Raw genomic sequence first — 20,716 nt, 5'->3', positions numbered from 1 at the left:
GATCAACCTGTCTGATTTCTGTACTCAATCCAGTTATTTGGAAGCAACTGGTAGAGATCCTTTTGTTTGTGTGACTGGATTCTTTCGAAGACATCTTTGAGCCACTCCTGTTCATCAACACCATTCCTTTTGCATGTTGCCATAAAGGAATACATAGCTGCTGTCATTTCAGCTGCCTGGTGGGAACCAGCGAACAAAAATGATTTTCGTCCAATTGCAAGGGGCCTGATTACGTTCTCCGCAAGATTATTATCGATCTCAATTTGCCCATGCAATGCATACGCACTCAGTCCTTCCCAGCGGGGTAAGGTGTAGGCTATGGCTTGACCGAGAGGACTTTTGGGGATTACCAGCGGAAGCTGCTCTGTCATCCACTCCTTTAATTCCAAAAGAACCGGAACCGATTTTTTCTGCCTTAATTTGGTTCTCTCCTCCCAATCCACCCCTTCTTCTCGCATCTGCTTTTCGAGGACATAAAGTAGCTGCATGCGTTCGAGTACATAGGTAGCTTTCTGTTCGTCGTATTTAAGAGCGTCAACAAATTTACGGCGGGCATGGGCCATGCAGTAGACCAGCAGGATATCTGGATGGCTACCAAAGAGCTTTTCATAGACGGCGTACCCATCAACCTGAAGGATACCCGCATACCCTTCCAGCATCTGCCTGGGCCCACTTTGATCGCGGCCTTTCCGATAGTCAAACAGCGTCAGTTTGTCGCAAGGGGCATTATATATCCACATGAAGCCTTGATGGATCCCATTTTTGTGATCTCTATCAAGCACTTTGAGAGGTGTTTCGTCGGCTTGTAAATACTTTTGATTGAGAACGAGCAGTTTTAAAAGCTCCCATAAAGGAGCGAGATGCTGCCAGCCTTTCATGATCCAATCAGAGGCGGTGGAAGCTGGAACATTCACTCCCAATCTTCTGTATTTATCGATTTGACGGTGAAGTGGAAGACCAAATACATATTTATCAACAACCATTTGGGCAATGACCGCTTCGGAAGGAATGCCCTTATCGATCACACGGTCTGGAAGTGATGCGGTTATGATGCCCTCACCATTTGCACGGGCATATTTGTAACGGATGTAACGCTTCACAAAAAATTCAGCAGGAATAAGGTCCAATACCTCAGTGACCTCTTCTCCGATTATAATACAGCCGGTAACGTCTTCGGTAGGTTCAATGATGATGATCTCACGGCGCAGGTTCTCAGGAAGCAGCATTCTCCCCGTTCCTTTTTCACGCTTTTTGGCAGGAGTTTTTTCCTTTACAACGTCAGCGACTTGCTGTGAAAGTTCCTCTTGTTGCTGCTGGTCCGTTCCCAGTTCAAAGAGATCAATCTGGTTTGCATCCGTGTGGACACTGGCCAGTTTTTCATTCTTTTTGCCGAATATATACCGCTTGTATTTATCAAGCTCAAAGTTCAGAGCCTGGATCTGCTCATCCTTTTCCGATATTAATTCCAGCGACTTTTTATGTGCAGCAATTGCCTGCTGATAAAGTAATTTATAGTCCGTCGCCGTGTCTTCCATAACTCGAAGATACGGCTTAAAACAAGCCTATACAAGTTATTAAGGCACTTTTGGCGCTAATTTTCCTTCTTGTTTTGTGACCTGATTTGTCTGCTGATAACGTTTTCTGAGGCGGACGGAATCCAGCATTACACCCTGTAAAAGAAGTGTCAATTGATGGCTGGTGATGGCTATATTTTCTGACTGTGGCCATTCAAAAGTGCCCTGTTCTAGCTTTTTGATATACATCGCAAACCCGTCCCGATCCCACTGCAAGAGCCGGATTTGATTAAGTCGTTTACCTAAGAAAACGAAAATGTCTCCGCTCGCCGGATCAAAGCCCAATTCATTCCGGACCAGGCCAGCCAAACTGTATATAACATAGCGCATGTCTGTTGGGCTCCGGTATAGGAAGTACCGGCAACTATTAGATAAGGCTAACATGTTAAAGAATGAGCTTCCTGATAAATGATGCGTCCAAAGAATCGAATAGCTCTATCCGTACTCCGGATGGAAAAGTGATTGCTGCCAGCGCCTGTTGGTCTTGCGTAATTAATTCTGGTTGCGGAACTGATATCTGACTGAACCCACGGGGCGGTGACATGGTGGCCACATTCTTGTGGCGGAATTTCTTAACCCAGTAATTGAATTTATGGTATCCTATACCATTCTGATTGCAAAAAGCCTGTTTGCTTATCCCTTGCGTCTGCCACTGATCGTACAGCTCACGCATTCTTTCTGTCTCATTTTTCATGAAACAAGATTACGAACTATGCGAATCTGTTAAAATATGGGTATCACCGGACGGATACGAAACAAACGGTTTTGAATTGATAAGAAATAAGAAACAACTTTCAAGTTATGCCGGCTTTGACGTCAAAGAAAAACAATCTGGTACATCAATAAAAGGCAAGCCAAGAATCTCAAAAAAGGAAATCGAAGCCTTAGAAAGGCCATGTATTTCCCTGCAATGACTGCGGTGAAATATGATGAGAATTTTAAAAATATGTACGTAAGAATCGTCAGTAAACAGGGCATCAAAATGAAGGCTTTGATAGCTGTCCAAAGAAAATTATTGGAACTGGCATATACACTATTTAAGAACCAAACTAGCTATGACAAATCGTATGAAATCCAAAGATTAGGACAAAAAAATAGCATGTCAGCACAAAATGCATAAACATGCTATTCAAGCTAGCTCTTGGCTGCTTTCAAAAACAAAGGTATAAAAAATTGAAATTTTTATAGGTTATTAACACAGAATCTAATATGGAATTTCAATGTGCCAAAAATGGTTGTTTTATAAGCCAAAAGGGAAGAAAAATGGTAGGGAGCTTAGAGTACACAAATACCACCGAATTTTTAAACAGCTCCAAGCGGTTACAAATTGAAATAATTTATCATCCCGCATTGATCTAATAGACACTTGTCTGACCTATACATGAGGTCACCATTTCAGACTTTTTTAGCATACTGTTGTGGTAAAAAGAATTATGAACTCACATCAACATAATTCACATCTGGCAGTCATTGTCCCCACGCTAAACGTAAAAAATTGCACTGCCGCCATAGGGTTTTATCCGAAGGCATTTGGTGCTAATCTTCTTATGTCCAACACTGATCCGGACGGATCAGTGTTGCTGAACCGGCAATTATGGGAGCAAGGTTTGTTGTTGCAGATGAGTCGGAAGAGCACAATCATTTCAGCCCTGAAAAATTGCAAGGCACAAGCTCTGACAGCCTTTTGACTAGGAAAATCACATTCGTGGCTAATCTACAAAACCCGACCTGCTTATTTTTGCATTGGCGGCTCATCAACCCGGAGTCGGCTGACAACCTGCCAGCCAGCCTTCCGTTTCAGCCAGGTATCAACCAGAACCGAGGTTGAGTCAATAAACGGTTTCCCGCGAAATGAGCCAGACCAATAGAAGGTTGACTTAACCACGGCCACATTGTCAATAATATCCACGTGCATTTTATAATAATGAACCGAATCGACCTTTAGATGCTGTATCCCATTCATCATCCATGTTTCTCGTGTCACGACCGGTTTATCAAATGCAGCTTTGTTGGCCTCGGCCAATTTAAATTCGGGGGCAACGATTTTATTTAATGTGTTAGCATCTCGTTTCATGACAGCAATCATCCAATCGTTCATCAATTTAATGATTTCCTGTTCAGGCTTGCCTGAGATGCTTGGGGTTTGGCAGTAGCTAGGTAGCACATAAAATAAACCCATACTGATAAAGATAATAGTTTTCATAAACTTACTTTTTTGGAAGTGGAAATTCGATGACCAAAAACCTGTGGAGTAGTTAACTTGTTTTTGTTGTTTCTGCGATAATGGGCTGCCCCTTGTTTTGGGCGTGAGACCAAAGCATAGTATCGAGACGAACAGGCAGTAGAAAGGTTTAGATTTCATATCACTTCTGTCGTTTAGCGTAGATGCCCGGCAAAACTGGCAGCTAAAAAATGAAACAAGTGCTAAAGATGCCAGGAATCTGAAAATCGCGGTAGACCACGATTAAGACTGTCTATCAAAGAGCGGTCTTCATTCTGTTTCTTCATTCCTAATTTTTCCTAGCGAGTACAGCAACTTCGGCTAATAAGGAGTCCAGGCTTTGTCGACCCAGGTACCGACCGTTTGCAACCACTGCAAAAATTTTTTTCGTGTTTTCTATATCTATCAAGGGGTTCGCATCCAGTAGCACAAGGTCTGCAAACTTACCTTTCTCCACTGTGCCTAAATCTTTTTCCCAACTAAAAAATTTGGCGGGATTTATGGTGGCGGTTTGTAAAGCTTGCAAAGGTGTCAATCCGGTTTTTACATATAAAGCAAGTTCCTGATGCAGACTAAAGCCGTATAATAATCCCGGATTGCCTACATCAGTGCCGGCCAGTAAAGGAACACCTTCTTTGTTCATTTCTTGGAGCAAGAGAAAACGAAGTTTACTCATTTTTGAAGATATCTCAAAAAAAGCTTCGGATTCAGTGGTGATTGTTTTAATCATGTCTAGTGTAGATTTATACACCGAAGCAGGCATATATTTTTTCACAAGAGGATCATTTATAACCAAGGTGTCAAAGCCTATTTCGTTTACGACCAGGGTTGGACATTGCCATACTTTTCGACCTGCCAGGATTCTGCATACCTCCGTTCTTTTTTGCCCATCTTGTGCTGCAATTATATGACGAAAAGTTATGTCTTCAATGCTATCGCTCTGGCTACGCATTGCTTTCACTTCTTCCTGCATGAGCTCTTTCTCTATTGCCGTAGACGCGTTTATCAAACCTGTAAAGTGTTCAATGCTTTTTTGCCCGGCCATTGCTGCTTCCTCTACTGTAATGGAAAAGGGTACGTGTCCTTCAAAGGGAAAATCTCGCTTTTTGCATTCGTCGGCGATCGCAAAATAAGCATCTCTGGATAGATTACTGTACACTTTAATAAAGTCTCCACCGCTTCTAATTAGTGTATCAACCGCAATCCGAGCTTCGGCCGCATCATGCACAATGTAGGTCGCGGGCCAGTACGCAGGTTCTCCATCAACTATTTGCCCATTGGCGACCAATCGAGGCCCAAGTATGGTTTTGTCATTTAAGCTTTTCCTGATTGATGCAAGAAGCTGCATGGGGTTTTCTGCCGTGGTGTGCATGTTACGTATCCCTGTGACGCCGTTTGCAAGTAGCAGCGGAAAGGCCATTTCGTACTTGCCGAACGCGTGCGTGTGCATATCCCATAGACCTGGTATGACATACTTGCCTGTAGCATCAACTACACTGTCACCCGTTTGCATCTTTATATTTTTGCCCAAGGCTGAAATTCGTTTGCTTTCTATCACCAGAGACGTGCCCGATAAAACCTTTCCGGTTTTTATATCAATCACATTAGCATTTCGAAGGACGATTCGTTTTGCCGGTGCTTGCGCATTTGCAAAAAAGCTGAAACAAACAAGGCTGTACAAGAGAAGTTTCATATTGTTATAGTTCAGGTTAATTTTAAGTACTGAATAAACACTTATCAACTGTGCCGCAATTCAGGTCCGTTGGGTATCAATGGGATTTTTGAACCAATAAAACTAAGCTTATCATTAGATCAGTAGTTGCCCTTTTTTCAAGCAATCCTGGTGTTAATGTCAACACCAGCAATGGATAGCGTAGCATTTTTTCTGGCCAGTAATTGTATATCTACATGTTTTGCAATTTTTTTGTTTTTGTTTGAAGGTATTTAACAAACCCACGTGTTTAATGCCCCATGGCTGTTTTTTAAGCTGTGAAACCGGGTTACCGAAATGAAAATTGCTCTGTACGTTACACGCTCATTAAAATTAACATTTTTACTCTGAGAAATTGCACTGCGCGTGATGCTACTTTACTATAAATGAAAGTGATGAAAGCGTGAATTAATAAAAGTATTCCCCGACTATCATGGCAAAATTTATTACTTAACGGCAAAGGTCATTGGTGCGCTTATAACAGTTAAGACTGACCTGATCAGTAGCGTTGTAGTTGAAGGCATACACGAAGGTGCAGGATGTATTATTTTTGGCGTTGGGGCGCAGCCCTTTCTTGCATTAAAAGGCACTACCCTGGCGTCTGCTAGTTGGATTACCACATGAATAATCACACCTGTTTTATCCATAATCCGCTATTCGGAATTTCTTTTGCTCAAAAATGTTACTGTTAAAAAGTTTATTAACTCAGCCGATGATGGGGATATGTCGGAAACAATATTGATTTGTTTGTCTTTTATAATTTTTGATTTTAATGACAAACGAAGGTATCGCTGTCAGCCCCTTCGAACGATAACATTTATCATTGAGCTTATTACCTTTGGTGCCATATCTGTTGAATAGCCTGAGTAATCAACAGCTAGTGGCCGCTTGTTTCTCATGCATTTTATAATGTAGGCTGCATCGTACAATTTAACGTGTGCTATGAAGCACTAATCTGTACTAGATTGGGGTCTGCACTGCTAATATCGCATAAATTGCGGCGTACGTCATTTTTCATTTTAACGACCGTATTTTTGATCGCTCCATTATCAGTAATTAATACTGTGAAAGTCCTGAATTGTATTAACAGCAAGTTCATTAGATTTGTTTGCCACTATTATTGGCAATCTTATCAGCAGCATGTTTCCGATTGCATTTCACCCCATTTACAAATACCCCGTACCGGAAGGGCACCGCTTTCCGATGGACAAATATGAACTGCTTCCTATGCAGCTGCTGCGGGAAGGTATAGCCGAACCGTCCGACTTTTTCAGCCCGGACCCTGTGAACATGCAAGCCGTATATGCTGTGCATGAGCGTGCATATATAGACCGTTTTCTGCAGGGAAATTTGAGCCGGAAAGAGATACGCCGAATTGGTTTTGAGCAGACACTACTTCTGGCTGATCGGGAACTGCGGATCACCAGTGGAACACTACAAGGTGCACTTAAAGCCTTTGATACCGGTATTACCTTCAATATAGCCGGTGGTACGCATCATGCCGGCCCTGGTTATGGCGAAGGGTTTTGTATGATTAACGACCAGGCTGTGGCAGCGCAGTATTTAATTGACCATAAAAAAGTCAAACAGGTCCTGATCATTGACCTGGATGTCCATCAGGGCAACGGGACAGCAGATATATTTTCAAATCAACCCCGTGTGTTTACCTTTTCGATGCATGGTAAAAATAATTTCCCTTTTAGAAAAGAAAAAAGTGACCTGGATATCCCGCTTGAAGACTGGACAGGCGACTCAACTTACCTAGGGATATTGGCAGAGGTCCTTCCCAAACTTATCAGCCAGCTAAAACCAGATTTTATTTTCTACCAGGCTGGTGTTGATATCCTTCATACCGACAGCATAGGGCGGATGGCCTGTACTCAGCAGGGCTGCAGGCAAAGGGACGAAATGGTGTTATCTACTGCTAAAAAGCATGGCATTCCCATGCAGTGCAGCATGGGTGGCAGCTATTCCCCTCAGCTCAGGACGATTCTTGAAGCCCACACAAATACCTTCCGGGCAGCCTCTCAGGTCTTTTAAATGCATTAAGGCTTAGCAATACAGTCAACCTGTATCTTTCTGTCTTTAAATTCCAATGCAGGGCGTATCCGGTTTTATCTGTAAAACACAAATCAATGATAAATTTCATTTTATCATGAAAGAAATTCTTTTCCTGACTGCAAAAGCAGGAATACTTCATTCTATCTACGGTGCTGAGCAGCTTTACTAAGCTGTAAAGCATATCAATATCTAATTACGATCTGTCATGGCTTTCAATTCCCTTAAATGCTTAAAGAGTGAATCTTTAACAAGATCACTGCCTTCATACCTTCTGAATCTTTTGTGCCTCAGACGTAATAAAAAGCCTTATATCATGTACAGTCATATATTTATTAAGCTGACATGGTTCAGCTGGCAATTGAGCTGTTGTAAAAAAGCCTTCGAGGCCTGTGAGCTCCTGTTCAAATTTATTCATACAATTCTTAAATATGCGATATGTGCTGAATTAAAGCGCCTCAATCAATCCTTGATCAACATCTGATCTTGTTAAGTACTGCCAGCTTACAATATCCTGCTGGGCATAAACATTACTTGCAGTCTTCTGGCCCCTCATCACCTTCCAGCTCTACAAAAGCATGCATACTTAAAATATATCTTCCTTCACGGATAACTTTGTGCTTATCGGTAAACAGTACCAGCTCTTGATCCGGTGGGTATGCCATTTCTGTTTTTGATTGTTTAGTTTAAAAATAAATTACTATCATAACGTTACTATCTTTTTCAGCTTGCTGATCTGCATTTTTATAACTTTAATAAAATTAACTTTTACTGCCGCAGCCCATTCAGATAGAGCCTGGCTGCCTGTAATGCATGTGCGGTGCTGTAATCCAGGTTATAACTATCCTGCAGGGCTCCTGCAATACGCTGGAAAAGAAGTGCATTGACCTTCATGAAATCAGCCTCATCCATGCCGGGCTGGTATTTTAAGCGGGCTTTGACCATCTGCAAAAGGCTGTGGATGATATGCACCTGCATACGGTAAGTTGTTTTCTGATTAGCTGCTTGCATTGCTTATGTGCCGGTTAAAGGTTCAGAACCATTCTTTCTTCCAGTTTCCGGATTTCCCGGATCACCACAGCCAGATCGCTAAGCGCTTCGGGCAGCTGTCTGCTGTGGAAGCTGTAATACTCCCATATTTCAAGTACATCGGAAAAAGCAACAACGTAGTCTTCATAAAGCCTGTTCATCGAATGCAGCCGAAGCCCGTCCTGCTGTATGGTAACCTGCTTGAAGACGAAGTCCTGGTCTGCTTTCAGAATCACAATACAAAGCGTGTCCGGTTTGAGGCTTTTCCAGTCCTGCACATAACGGGCCAGGATCTGACTTTCTTCCGGTACAGGTAGCATCGAATCGCCAATGGTAGGAAACATTCTGAAGGTTCCCGAAGGCAGGTTGGGAATATTAAACTTGGGCAGCTCTGCCAGGTACTGCGGGTCAGCGAAGCCTGCCCGGTAACCTGCTTTGGCTTTAACAGGAATGTACTCAACATTTTCCTTCTGGTCCGGCGCCACAGTGATAGCCAGTACCCGGATGTTCTTTCCGGTCAGATACACATCACTGCCTGATTCAAGCTCCCGGAGTTTCAGCTCACCCAGTTTGGAGAGCTTCACGGTCAGAAGCGTGTCAGCGGCCAGCTTAAAGTATTTGGCTATGCCCACCACATCTTCCAGTACCGGGTTAGCCGTCTTCCCACTTTCGATCGCATTGAGCTTTACACGGCTGAAACCCAGGTCTTCGGCCAGGGCCTGCTGGGTCATTTTCCGGCGCTCCCTAAGAAACCGGAGGTTCTCTTTTAAAAATATTTCTTGCGCTTCCATTTTTATTTTGGTACCATTAGGATCATGCATTTGATATTATTAGCATCAAATGTAATTAAATATTTTATTAACCCTTTAAACACCCGCTAAAATGCTCCTGAATGTCCACTCCTGTTACAGTCTCCGCTATGGTACGATCAGCATTGATGAGCTGGTTGCTGAGCTCATCGCCAAAGGCCACAGCACAGCCGTACTGACCGATATCAACAACTCCTCAGCGGTCTTTCCCTTCATCCGCGCGTGCAGACAGGCCGGTATCAACGGACTGGTAGGGATGGAATTCAGAAACGGTGACCAGCTTCTCTATATCGGCATTGCCAAAAACGAGGCCGGGTTTGCAGAACTAAACCAGTGGATGAGCAAAGTGAACCAGCAGAAACAGCCGATGGATGAGATGGCGCCTGAATTCGATGAGGTGTATATTATCTATCCCTACGGAAGCAAAATGAAAAGGGGGCTTCTTGAAAACGAGCTGATCGGCATTAAACCAGGGGATACGGCCAGAATTTATAAAGATCCCTATGCCATACGGGAGCGCTACGTGGTACTCTGGCCCGTTACCGTCAAGAATGCCAAAGATTACCAGCTGCATCAGCAGCTTCGCGCCGTAGATCACAACCTGATCTTTTCCCGCCTGCAGCCTGAGATGCTGGCCGGTCCGGATGAGATCATGCCTACCCTGGACCAACTACGCCAGACATACAAAAGCTACCCCGAGATTATCCGTACCACTGAAATACTTTTGTCACACTGCCATTTTTACTTTGATTTCAGTATCGTCCGCAATAAAAAATACTATACCGGTAATGCCTATGATGATAAACTTTTACTCGAAAAACTGGCGCTGGCAGGCCTGGTGCGCCGGTATGGTAAAAACAACAGGGAAGCAGCCGATCGTGTAAATAAAGAGCTGCGCATTATTGATGGGCTGGCCTTTTCCTCCTACTTTCTGATTACCTATGATATCATCCGCTACGCGATCTCCCGGGATTTTTACTATGTTGGCCGGGGAAGCGGCGCCAATTCGATTGTGGCCTATTGCCTGGGCATTACAGATGTGTGCCCGATTGAGCTGGATCTGTATTTTGAACGCTTCCTGAATCCCAAAAGGAAAACCCCGCCAGACTTCGATATTGATTTCAGCTGGAAAGACCGTGATCAGGTCTACGAATATATCTTTACCCGTTACCAGACCCGGCACACGGCACTGATGGGCGCTATGAGCACATTCAAAGACAGAAGCATCATCCGCGAACTGGGGAAAGTATACGGTCTGCCAAAATCTGAAATAGACGAGCTGATCAAAAACCCTGCATCGGCCTATCATTCACAGCACGCCCTGCAATTGATTGCCAGCTTGCAAGGCATGGTGGAAGACTTTCCCAACCAAAGGACGATTCATGCCTGCGGGGTACTGATCAGTGAGGAGCCGATCACCAATTACACCGCCCTGGATTTTCCGCCCAAGGGCCTGCCCACAGCCCAGTTTGATATGTATGTGGCCGAGGACATCAAGTTTGAAAAATTTGATATACTTTCCCAGCGCGGCCTGGGCCATATCAAGGACTGCGTGCAGCTTATCAGAGAAAACCGGGGCGAAAAGGTGGATATCACAGAACCACACCGCTTCTTTACAGATCCCAGGATCACAGCTCAGCTCAAATCAGCCAATACCATCGGCTGTTTTTATATTGAATCACCTGCCATGCGCCAGCTGATTACCAAACTCGAATGTGATAACTACATTACGCTTGTCGCTGCAAGCTCGGTCATCCGGCCAGGTGTATCCAGCTCCGGCATGATGAAGGCATTTATCGAAAGGCACCGCAGTCCGGAGTCTACGGTTTATCTGCATCCGGTCATGGAGCAGCAGCTTAAAGAGACCTACGGCGTGATGGTCTACCAGGAAGATGTCATTAAGGTCGGGCACTTCTTTGGCGGCCTGGACCTGGCTGATGCGGACGTGCTCAGAAGGATGATGTCAGGCAAAAGCAGAAGCACGGCGCATCTGAAAGAGATCGAAGGCAGGTATTTTGACAACTGCAGGCGATTTGGTTATCCGGAGCAGACGGCCAGGGAAGTATGGAGACAGATGGAAAGTTTCGCCGGTTACAGCTTTTCAAAAGCGCATTCAGCCTCTTTTGCCGTAGAGAGTTTTCAGAGCCTGTACCTGAAAACATACTTTCCGATTGAATTTATGGTGAGTGTGCTTAATAATTATGGCGGTTTTTACGACCGCCGGACTTATATAAATGAAGCCAAAAAAGCAGGTGCCGTTATTCATTTGCCCTGCGTAAATATGAGCTGTGTGACTACTTCACTTTACGGTACAGACCTATACCTGGGCTTTGATTATATACTGGAACTGGAGCAAAACACAGCTGCTAAAATACTAAACGAAAGAGAAAGTAACGGGCATTATAAAAGCCTGGAAAATTTTATCGCACGTACCGGCATTACATCCTCGCAGGTTGCCATTCTTATCAAGGCAGGTGCTTTCCGTTTTACCGGAAAGGTAAAAACTACACTCCAATGGGAAGCCTTATACATGGCCAATAGTCTGGAAAACAAAGCGAAGCTAATGGACCTGTTTGAAAAACCATTAAAAATACCAACGCTGCCTGATTTCGATTACAGTCTGGTTCAGCATTTGTATGATGAAATAGAATTGTTGGGATTTCCGGTTTCCGGTAGCTGGTTTGATATGCTGCGCACGGATTATCGTGGCGATATCCTGGCGCGCGAAATGCCGCAGCATGTAGGAAAAACGGTTCGTATGGTGGGAGAATACGTGACTTATAAGCCGGTACGCACCAAGCGCGGGGAAATCATGATGTTTGGCAATTACCTGGACAGTGAAGGCAACTTTTTTGATACCGTCCATTTTCCACCAAGCCTGAAAGAATACAGTTTTGCAGGCAGCGGGGCTTATCTGATTGCCGGAACCGTTACCCTCGAATTTGGATATACTGCTTTAACAGTCATCAAATGCGCCAAAATCGCTGTGAAAGGCAACCCAAAACTATCAGAAGAGAAATTTAGTGCCAAATGGAAGAAGTAAGTCCGGCATTTGAACGAAAAGCCGGTAAGGAATTTTAACATCTGAAAATTTAAATGGGAAGATCAATGGCCCGAATTTTGATTAGGTTAAAAAGTTGTATAATCTGCTTACGACTTAATAAAATAGTGTAGTTATGTGTTATCATACAAAATTGACTTCAAAGCCGATCGATATTGAAAAAGCGACAAAAGCGAAATTCGACGAACCGGACACCTTTGAGCCGGCAGCAGAATTTAACGGGTTTGTTAATCCGGCCACACCCATTGTCCGGTTTGATGATCGTAAAAAGATTCACCTGTACGAATGGGGACTGATTGCAGACTGGGTTAAAACAGAAGCGGATGCAAAAAAGGCGCGGATGAACTGCCTGAATGCCCGGATCGAAGAACTTCCGCAGAAGGCATCTTACAAACACAAGATCGGAAACCGTTGCCTGGTGGCCATGGATGGTATGTATGAATGGCAATGGGAAGATCCGGACGCGAAAAAGAGCGCAAAAACAAAGTATCTGATAACCAGGCCGGATGATTCGGTATTTTTGTGTGCGGGTTTATTTACGGAATGGCATAACAGGGAAACCGGTATTATTACATACTGTTACACGATCGTAACCACAGAAGGCAATGCGCTCATGAAAAAGATTCATAACAAAGGGGAGCGTATGCTGGTCGTTTTGGATCCGGATGAATATGAAGACTGGCTGAACCCAAAGGTTGATCATCTTGCATTTGCCGACCGGTCACACATAAAATTGAAGGCTGAAAAAGCTTGATGGAAAAGTCCCGGGCTGATCAAGAGAACATTAAAAAAGTGTCAGTTTAATGACCTCCATTTAAATCTGTACAGAGTAAACCTTCGCTATAAGTTTCCCGTTTTTATCCTGCAAAACTTCAAATGCTGATTTCCGGATTAGGTGGATTGAAACTGGAAATTGTACCAGGGAATAGATGCAGATCTTTACGCTTCTGTTGATTAGATCAGGTGCCAAATATCTAAAAAGACAGGTAAAGTGCCTCAGTCAGTATAAAATAGAAAATTGCACTTTGGGTATCAAAGTGGCACATGACTTTTTAACCCATTGTTAGGATTCATTTTCAACTTATATTATACTTCCCTTTATATTAAATTGATAAATCAAGCCAGTGAAAGATTCGTATTCAAGTTATGATACAAACTTTACCTGGTAGCCGGACCTCCTGGCTCTTTAAATTTTGTGAATCGGCTCTGACAGCTACTGCTTTGCTAAATCTGCTCTTATTTCCGCCTTGACATGCCCATAAGTTCGTTTGACGGCATGAGCCTGACCTGGTATTATTTTGGTTATTCCTATCTGTTGGCAGTTATAGTTGCCTTTTTCAAATCGGGGGACCGGTCCTTTTGCTCTATCGAAGGACAACCTTTCTTGGAGCAATCATACTTCTGCCAGTGATGGTAAATATTATCCTGATTAACATATTCTATAAAATTACCATTGAGGCCTTTTTTAACTCGTTCATCTATCTGCTGGCCCTGGTGTTTCTGCTTATGCTGCATGCCCAAAAACTCAAAATGATTTTTTGGGATTTAATTGATCATTTTCCTGCTATGCCCTTTAGGCGTAATTGTGTCAGGCATAGCCTGCGCCTGCTACTTATTATTTCAGCTTTTGTGTGCCTTAAAGTATCAATCGCAACCCATCCCTCTGGTCAAACCCTAAAAGGTACCTGGATAGTAAAAAAACTGATACGCAATGGCCGGGTTCACCCGGCTACAGCTTGGTTGACACATCATGCGGCTTGGAACCGGGTCTATTTTGCAGGATTTGAAGGCTGTGCCTTTAGTCCAAACCCATACCGGTTTGACCCTACTGAAAGTTTATTTGGAAGCTATGAATTTGATAGTCTGCAAAATGCCTTGCTGGTCGTCTTCTATCCTCAAAACACACTACGTGCCACGATCAAAAATCGTACTGCAGAAGCAATGCTTCTTTACGGGGTATTAGGTCGTGATACATTGGAAATGCAACTGGCCCGACTACACCGATAGAGTGCTATTTATACAAGTATTAGCTGCAGTCCTATATTATAAGTGTATGCCTGAAATATAATGTAATCAGTTTAGGTGCACCGCTAATATGGAATTTAAAAAGGCAAAATCAGGCCAATTTTAGAACTAAAAGTGAAGAAAAATCTAAGGGAGTAGAGTACGATTATACCACGGTATTTTAAAACATTACTGCCCTATTCCAATCCAGATTATATTTTTTGTTAAACAAATTTCAGTCCGTTCATAAACATTTAGAATGACAAAGCTAGTTTTGAATGGCCAGATTGCTAAAAAAATGGGAACTCTCAGTATATTGACTATTCAATAATTTCATTTGAATCTGAACGCCAACACAAGAAGATGTACAACCAAATAGCCTTTCTGGAACAGTGGGGAAACAATGGAATGGAATTTGTAAAAAAAGGGGTTTCAACCCACTTTGTCCTGACGGCTCTTATACTTCATAAAAACCATATACAGGAAGCCAAAAGAATATTAAAGGCAATTCAAAACAAACATTTTCAAAGCGGTGTCATTGATTCAGATCTTGTAGCCAATGATCACATCAAACGGAAACTGATTCTGGAAGATTTGTTGGAAGTGCCGTTTCAAATTTTCGCATTGGTGGTTGATAAAAGACAACTTGTAGGGGAAGGGTTACGTTACAAAGGGTCATTTTACAAATTTATTCATGGAGTCGCTGACCGGGAACTGTTCAAGATCTTTTCAAATCTGGAAATGGTTGCAGGATCTTTTGGGACTGACACTTTTATGGAGGGTTTCATTAAATATGTAAGCCAAAACCATATTTCTAACCTGTTCAACGAAAGTACATTTGGCTTTGTTAGTGATAAAGAAGATATGCTCATTCAGGCTTCTGGCTTCATAGCCGGGACTCTTGCCAGGTGTTACGATGAAACTGTCATGACTGATCAGCGCCAGGATTTCGTTGACATACTACGTCTCAAGCTACTAACTATAAAATTCTGGCCTGATGTGTTTGACTCTTATCTCGTTAAGGCTAATACTGGACTTGCTACCTTTAAGCGGACACTGAGTTAAGGGAAACTTTTATAACTTAACACTTATGTCTGGAGAAAGAAGAGTATTTGACAAGGAGTTCAAACTAATGAGTGTTGAACTAAGCAACAGCCGCACAGACCTTAGTGCATTGGCAAAAGAATTAGATGTTCCGCCGGCAATGCTATACCGCTGGCGCAGAGAACTTTCTGCGAAACAAAATGGCAGCTTCCCTGGCAACGGAAAGGTGATTTTGAGCGAAACGGAACAGGAATTGGCCCGGCTAAGGAAAGAACTTCGTGACACACAACTTGAACGAGATATCTTAAAAAAGGCTGTCGGCATTTTCTCCAGGAGCGATGGCAAATATTCCGGTTCATAAAGGATTACCGGAAAATATTTCCCATTGAGAAAATGTGCATGGTTTTTAAGGTAAGCAGAAGCAGGTTTTATACTTGGTTGAGCAGTGAATTATCAAATGCAGCCATTGAAAACCAGGCTCTTACTGAAAAAATCAGGGTTATTCATAGTAAAAGTAAACAAACATACGGAAGCCCCAGGGTCACTCGGGAGTTGATTAAGCAGGATGTAAAAGTGTCTCGTCCGAGGGTTGCCAGACTGATGAAAAAAGCAAAAATAAGAAGCATTGTTAAGAAAAAATTCCGCATCACAACGGATTCTGAGCATAAATATCCGGTTGTGGAAAATAAGCTTAACAGGCAATTCAAAGTGGATAAAATAGCCACTGCGTGGGTATCTGATATAACGTATATTAAGACGACACAAGGCTGGCTATATCTCACCATGATACTGGATTTAGCTGATAGGAAAATAGTAGGATGGGCACTTAGCTCAACCATGAAAGCCATTGATACTGTGATACCTGCATGGAAAATGGCTTGTAAAAATAGAAGTATTACAAGTGAATTAATTTTCCACTCGGATCGGGGAATTCAATATGCTTGCAATGAATTTAAAAGCTTGCTGGATAAAAACCCCCTTGTTATTAGAAGCATGAGTCGAAAGGGAAATTGCTGGGATAATGCGGTTGCAGAGAGCTTTTTTAAGACTTTAAAAGCAGAATGTGTTTACCAAAATACCTTTATCAATAAGCAGCAGGCGGCAGTAATTGTATTCGAGTATATTGAAACCTGGTATAATAAAAAAAGGATTCATTCTGCTCTAGGATATGTCTCACCGAAAGAATTTGAAGAACTTTTAAACAAACAGAAAATTGCGGCTTAACCATTTGTCCGCTTAACTATTGCAATTCCAGTTCTAAGGTTGTTATTCAAGATCATTCTGCCGGACATACTCAATTTGGAGGTGAAGCAGCAAAACCACATTTTAATGTTCGACCATCCGAAAATACAAGGACAGGTACAGTGCCTGGTACTAATGCACATTATCCTTTTGATCCGTTTAAAAAGAACTAAATATGTGGTTATCATTAATTGAAAAAAGAGAGGCTTTACTGGCCATATATCAGGATGAAGTGCCAGATCTAGAAAATTTATTCCTGCACGAAATTAAAATCACAACTGGTAAAGATCTTATAATCAATATCCGATTCGATCTGGGGGAATTTCCAAAGAAAATTCCAAAAAAGTGGTTAGATAGAAATATAAACACTGTGCAAATAACTTTGGACTTAATTCAAGCCAAAATTGAGGAAATAGATTTGGAAAAGGCTATTTCCAGTGTTGATAGTATTATAATCGAACAGATCAGTGACTATAAACGGATAACTTTGAGAGATGCTTCTAAGGCAGAAGTGCTAACTATAAGATCGACTTGGATATACTTAAGTTCATTGAACGGATATCAAAATACATACAATTTAAGCTAACAATACCAAGCTCTGGATTCGGGGCCTGTGCTTTTTTTATTACAGTCCGTTTTTTGTATTCATATCCCCCATATAATCCCCCTTCATATCCACTATCAAATGGGGTATTAAACCCCCTTGCAAACCGGGTTTGAGTGGTTCGCTTTACTGGGTTTATCTAAACGGGGCTGCCTAAGCGTCGACTCTACCCGGAAAATGTTGACCAGATTAAAATAGGCCCTGTTTTTACAGCTGGGGCACTTTGCTAAAATCAGCCAGTAGATAACCTTCAAATTAAAAGCCCTCAAAGCAAATTCGGACGGATCGTTTTGAGGGCTTTTTGCTGTTGCCAGGCAAAAAATATCTATTGGGCATAAGCCCTTTTAGTCCTAAAATTGCGAATGACCATATCTAGGAGAGTACTGACAACCCAGCGGGTCTCACCGGTCAGCTCCCTGATTACTTCAAATTTACGTAACAGCTCCAAGTCCTTCACCGTTGCCACGTCATTGGTCAATAAGCTATCAACATGGAGCTGCAAGGCATCGGCCAGAAGTTTAAAGGTATCCACTTGAGAATGCCTGTACCCAGCCGTCTGACAAAGGGTGAAGGATCGAATTAAGAATACAGCGAAACAATTTCGGCCTACGAGTCGTACGCGACCCCGGTTCAACTGTAACATCAAAGCGCTGCAGCGGAAAAAGGGTGCAGCTACCTGGGATGATCTGACGTATGTATACGACAATGGCAACCGCCTGACCAAGGTGACTGATGCGGGCTCGACAGAAGGTTTTAACAACGGTTCTTCGGCTGCCCTCGAGGATTACAAGTACGACGGCAACGGCAACACGGTTCAGGATAAAAACCGGGGTATCGCCGATGGCGGTATACGGTACAATATGCTGAACCTGCCCAGAGAAGTGGCTATAAACAGTCTCACCATGCAGTATCATTACGATGCAACCGGTTCGAAGCTAAGGATGCAGCGCGGCACGGAAAATACTAAATATGCCGGAATCTTTGAATATAACAGCAGTAATTATCTTACCCGTATTGGGACCGACGAAGGCCAGATTACTGTTGCCAACAACGGTGCCAGTGCCAGTGACTATTCCTTTCAATATTATCTGAAAGATCACCTAGGCAATACCCGGCAAGTAATAAACGAGGCTGGTACACTTTTACAGGAGACTGATTATTTTCCTTTTGGGTTGGAGATTCCTAGAACGGCAGGAACTAACAAATATCTCTATAATGGTAAGGAAAAACAGCCGGAAACTGGTTGGCTCGACTATGGGGCTAGGATGTATTTGCCGGAAATTGGGCGGTTTGGAACTACCGATAGATACTCAGAGAAATATTATGGGTTATCCTCATATCAATATACCGCAAATAATCCTGTCAATTTGGTTGATATCAATGGAGACTCAATATCTGTAAACTACGTTAAGGGAGGGGGGGCAAATGGAAAGGACCTATATAAGATTAATGTAAGTGGTAAAGTGGTTGACAATACATCTAAGGGGTTTACTAGTAAACAATTGAATAGAATATCACAGCAAATTAGCAAGCAGATCCAAAAGTCATTTAGCGGCGGGGATAAGAATATAGAATATCAGACAACTACAAATATCACAGTAGCCAGTGCTCAAAATAATCCGTTAGAGGCAAGCGATCATGCCTTTAGAATAGTGGATGACGTAGCAACTACTATTGGACAAGAAGATCCCCCTGGTGGCAACATTGAAGGTTTTGGACCAGTTGGTCAGAATGTGGTTTACATAGAAAAGGGGGAAATTACGCCAGAACGGGAGCGCATGAACTTGGGCACAGTGCAGTACTTGGCCACCCGAAAAATGAAACTAACCCAGCTACGGGCGCACCATATACAACAAGTGATTTCCCTCGCAACTTAATGCACCAATCGCAAGACATGAATTCGGCAGGGCAACCTGCGGCAGGAACCAAAATCGAACCTTGGCAAATAAAGAGAATACACCAAATGTATGGCGTGGGAGCCCTAAATCGTGGAAAACAAAACTGATTCAAATGATGAAAAGTAAAAGTGTTTTGCTTCTTGTTATCCTCTGCCTTGCATCTTGCATGAATAGGAAATTAGCAAAAGAAAAAGAAGGAATATTCTTAATTGCTATTGGGGATTGTTTCCACCAGGACACCATCAGCCTTTCTATTAATGACTTTTTAGTCTTAGACAAGGTTATTATAAATTCTGATTTTTCGACTGGAGTATCTAATGCGGGCGTATATTATGATTCCAAGTCTAATGAGTTAGTCAAAATTGTAAATGGGTTGCAACATAGAATTCCTTTTGCTGCCAAGCAATCAATAAAATTGTTTGTAATTAAGAATAGTAAGGAATACTTGTTTCATTTCCAATTATCAAAAGGTCGAAATATTTTGGTTGAAGGCTGTGAGTCTAAAATAAAGGCAAATCAGTTTAAAAAGCAGATGACTTTTGAGTAGATTGATTGAGGCGAATGCGCTCTCACACGTTCCATTATGCCACTGCGGCCAATGGCAATGTCAATGTCACCTACCAGCGTATTTGTGTACTTTTACGCGATTAGGCATTTTCGTGTGTTACTAAAATAAGTTGACAGTTTGGACTACTCTCCTATCATGCCTGTTAGCTTTATTAAATTATAAAATTCAGTCTAACTTAGGTTCTTAACTTAAAGGAAACATGTAAGCTGGCTTTCTTTTCCTAATTATTGCATTGATGAGTCAATATTTAAAAATAAGGTATTTTAAATTCTCTACAATTCAGCTATATTCCTATATTAAATCTATTTATTGCTTCTGAACACGATTTTTACAACTAATGTTGTAAAAATCGTGTCCTCTGAATAATTAATAATTAAACAACAATCATGAAAACTATTTTTAGCACAATTCTGGTATTTATGCTCTTTTTCTTCGGTATGGGATGTGATGATGAAGGCGATAAAGTCGGTACTGTTATACCAACAGCACCTTCCAGCTGTTCAGTGCTGACGGCCAGCGTGCTCTCGCCGGCCAACAATGCCAGTGTAGTAGGCACAGCCAGCACGACCGCCGGACGGGTGACCACTGCCATCAGCATCACTACCTGTGTTCCAACGGACAGCACCATCAGCAGCGTGGAAGTCATGGCCGCAACCATTGATGGCGGATTCCCTAACACAATGGGTTTTGCGGTAGCCGATGCCAGCCGGCCCGGTGTTTACACCTTGTCTGCTGCGGAAGGCGCTGCCAATGGCAAGTGGCCGGCAGCCTTGCTTAATCCAGGCACCTACCGCTTTTATGCGGTGGTAAATACCGCTACGACTTCGATCACCACGGACTACAATACCATTACGCTGACAGCGCCATAATACTTATTCATAACCAAGACAGAA

General features: G+C 42.6%; 24 protein-coding genes. 14 read left to right on the top strand and 10 right to left on the bottom strand.

The window, feature by feature from the left end; all coding sequences use genetic code 11:
• Positions 1 to 2 precede the first annotated feature (2 nt).
• From tnpC to tnpA, 3 genes are read right to left on the bottom strand one after another with little or no spacing between them, the layout of a single operon-like run.
• Complete coding sequence (gene tnpC / locus KZC02_RS29720; RefSeq protein ID WP_221391984.1) at positions 3 to 1,535, bottom strand: IS66 family transposase; 1,533 nt, start codon at positions 1,533 to 1,535, stop codon at positions 3 to 5.
• Between the two features lie 39 nt (positions 1,536 to 1,574).
• Complete coding sequence (gene tnpB / locus KZC02_RS29715) at positions 1,575 to 1,958, bottom strand: IS66 family insertion sequence element accessory protein TnpB (protein ID WP_255637110.1); 384 nt, start codon at positions 1,956 to 1,958, stop codon at positions 1,575 to 1,577.
• 1 nt (position 1,959) lies between these two features.
• Positions 1,960 to 2,268, bottom strand: a complete 309-nt coding sequence (gene tnpA, locus KZC02_RS29710; protein WP_221391982.1) for an IS66 family insertion sequence element accessory protein TnpA — start codon at positions 2,266 to 2,268, stop codon at positions 1,960 to 1,962.
• Here tnpA and KZC02_RS29705 point away from each other — a divergent pair.
• Together KZC02_RS29705 and KZC02_RS29700 are read left to right on the top strand one after the other, a co-directional pair.
• Positions 2,267 to 2,488, top strand: a complete 222-nt coding sequence (locus KZC02_RS29705; protein WP_221391981.1) for a transposase — start codon at positions 2,267 to 2,269, stop codon at positions 2,486 to 2,488. The genes tnpA and KZC02_RS29705 overlap by 2 nt on opposite strands.
• 519 nt (positions 2,489 to 3,007) lie before the next feature.
• Entirely contained in the window at positions 3,008 to 3,262 is a 255-nt protein-coding gene (locus tag KZC02_RS29700) for a glyoxalase/bleomycin resistance/extradiol dioxygenase family protein (protein ID WP_221391980.1), read from the top strand.
• A gap of 44 nt (positions 3,263 to 3,306) precedes the next feature.
• Here KZC02_RS29700 and KZC02_RS29695 read toward each other — a convergent pair whose 3' ends face one another.
• Entirely contained in the window at positions 3,307 to 3,936 is a 630-nt protein-coding gene (locus KZC02_RS29695; RefSeq protein ID WP_221391979.1) for a nuclear transport factor 2 family protein, read from the bottom strand.
• A 148-nt stretch (positions 3,937 to 4,084) separates the two neighbouring features.
• A complete protein-coding gene (locus tag KZC02_RS29690) occupies positions 4,085 to 5,488 on the bottom strand; it encodes an amidohydrolase family protein (protein ID WP_221391978.1) in 1,404 nt (467 codons plus the stop codon).
• Positions 5,489 to 6,646: 1,158 nt separating this feature from the next.
• On the opposite strand from KZC02_RS29690, the gene KZC02_RS29685 reads away from it, so the two are divergent.
• Both KZC02_RS29685 and KZC02_RS32705 read left to right on the top strand, forming a co-directional pair.
• A complete protein-coding gene (locus KZC02_RS29685) occupies positions 6,647 to 7,546 on the top strand; it encodes a histone deacetylase (RefSeq protein WP_221391977.1) in 900 nt (299 codons plus the stop codon).
• A 55-nt stretch (positions 7,547 to 7,601) separates the two neighbouring features.
• A complete protein-coding gene (locus KZC02_RS32705; RefSeq protein ID WP_255637107.1) occupies positions 7,602 to 7,736 on the top strand; it encodes a hypothetical protein in 135 nt (44 codons plus the stop codon).
• Positions 7,737 to 7,829: 93 nt separating this feature from the next.
• On the opposite strand, the gene KZC02_RS33485 is transcribed toward KZC02_RS32705, so the two are convergent.
• The 4 genes from KZC02_RS33485 to KZC02_RS29670 form a co-directional block, all read right to left on the bottom strand.
• Positions 7,830 to 7,982, bottom strand: coding sequence for a DUF6965 family protein (locus tag KZC02_RS33485; RefSeq protein WP_409014233.1), 153 nt, complete (start codon positions 7,980 to 7,982; stop codon positions 7,830 to 7,832).
• 112 nt (positions 7,983 to 8,094) lie between these two features.
• Positions 8,095 to 8,229 (bottom strand): hypothetical protein, encoded by a 135-nt coding sequence (locus tag KZC02_RS32700; RefSeq protein ID WP_255637105.1) that lies wholly within the window; start codon positions 8,227 to 8,229, stop codon positions 8,095 to 8,097.
• 103 nt (positions 8,230 to 8,332) lie between these two features.
• Complete coding sequence (locus KZC02_RS29675) at positions 8,333 to 8,575, bottom strand: hypothetical protein (protein ID WP_221391976.1); 243 nt, start codon at positions 8,573 to 8,575, stop codon at positions 8,333 to 8,335.
• Between the two features lie 14 nt (positions 8,576 to 8,589).
• A complete protein-coding gene (locus KZC02_RS29670) occupies positions 8,590 to 9,384 on the bottom strand; it encodes a helix-turn-helix domain-containing protein (RefSeq protein WP_221391975.1) in 795 nt (264 codons plus the stop codon).
• A gap of 91 nt (positions 9,385 to 9,475) precedes the next feature.
• On the opposite strand from KZC02_RS29670, the gene dnaE reads away from it, so the two are divergent.
• From dnaE to KZC02_RS29625, 9 genes are all read left to right on the top strand, one after another.
• On the top strand, positions 9,476 to 12,445 hold the full coding sequence (gene dnaE / locus KZC02_RS29665) for a DNA polymerase III subunit alpha (protein WP_221391974.1): 2,970 nt from the start codon (positions 9,476 to 9,478) through the stop codon (positions 12,443 to 12,445).
• Positions 12,446 to 12,578: 133 nt separating this feature from the next.
• Entirely contained in the window at positions 12,579 to 13,217 is a 639-nt protein-coding gene (locus KZC02_RS29660; RefSeq protein WP_221391973.1) for an SOS response-associated peptidase, read from the top strand.
• Positions 13,218 to 13,873: 656 nt separating this feature from the next.
• Entirely contained in the window at positions 13,874 to 14,470 is a 597-nt protein-coding gene (locus tag KZC02_RS29655; protein ID WP_221391972.1) for a hypothetical protein, read from the top strand.
• Positions 14,471 to 14,830: 360 nt separating this feature from the next.
• Positions 14,831 to 15,532: a DUF3800 domain-containing protein gene (locus KZC02_RS29650; RefSeq protein ID WP_221391971.1), complete on the top strand. Its 702-nt coding sequence runs from the start codon at positions 14,831 to 14,833 to the stop codon at positions 15,530 to 15,532.
• 25 nt (positions 15,533 to 15,557) lie between these two features.
• Positions 15,558 to 16,735 (top strand): IS3 family transposase gene (locus KZC02_RS29645; protein ID WP_221391970.1). Its coding sequence is split into 2 segments (ribosomal slippage): positions 15,558 to 15,828 and positions 15,828 to 16,735, totalling 1,179 coding nucleotides; the frame shifts between segments, so codons are not numbered across the junction.
• 2 nt (positions 16,736 to 16,737) lie between these two features.
• Positions 16,738 to 16,926 (top strand): HNH/endonuclease VII fold putative polymorphic toxin, encoded by a 189-nt coding sequence (locus KZC02_RS33480; protein WP_221395234.1) that lies wholly within the window; start codon positions 16,738 to 16,740, stop codon positions 16,924 to 16,926.
• A gap of 2 nt (positions 16,927 to 16,928) precedes the next feature.
• Complete coding sequence (locus KZC02_RS29635; protein ID WP_221391969.1) at positions 16,929 to 17,339, top strand: Imm50 family immunity protein; 411 nt, start codon at positions 16,929 to 16,931, stop codon at positions 17,337 to 17,339.
• A 584-nt stretch (positions 17,340 to 17,923) separates the two neighbouring features.
• A complete protein-coding gene (locus tag KZC02_RS29630) occupies positions 17,924 to 19,234 on the top strand; it encodes an RHS repeat domain-containing protein (RefSeq protein WP_221391968.1) in 1,311 nt (436 codons plus the stop codon).
• A gap of 61 nt (positions 19,235 to 19,295) precedes the next feature.
• A complete protein-coding gene (locus tag KZC02_RS29625; protein ID WP_221391967.1) occupies positions 19,296 to 19,802 on the top strand; it encodes a hypothetical protein in 507 nt (168 codons plus the stop codon).
• A 394-nt stretch (positions 19,803 to 20,196) separates the two neighbouring features.
• Here the strand turns inward: KZC02_RS29625 and KZC02_RS29620 are convergent, their stop codons facing one another.
• Positions 20,197 to 20,469: a hypothetical protein gene (locus KZC02_RS29620; protein ID WP_221391966.1), complete on the bottom strand. Its 273-nt coding sequence runs from the start codon at positions 20,467 to 20,469 to the stop codon at positions 20,197 to 20,199.
• Here KZC02_RS29620 and KZC02_RS29615 point away from each other — a divergent pair.
• On the top strand, positions 20,468 to 20,692 hold the full coding sequence (locus tag KZC02_RS29615; RefSeq protein ID WP_221391965.1) for a hypothetical protein: 225 nt from the start codon (positions 20,468 to 20,470) through the stop codon (positions 20,690 to 20,692). The two genes, KZC02_RS29620 and KZC02_RS29615, sit on opposite strands and share 2 nt — an antisense overlap.
• Positions 20,693 to 20,716: the final 24 nt, after the last annotated feature.

The organism is Dyadobacter sp. NIV53 (assembly GCF_019711195.1).
Taxonomy (GTDB): Bacteria; Bacteroidota; Bacteroidia; order Cytophagales; family Spirosomataceae; genus Dyadobacter.
The sequence above is the reverse complement of the archived record's forward strand: the minus strand, read 5'-3'. Positions and strand labels throughout refer to the sequence as shown.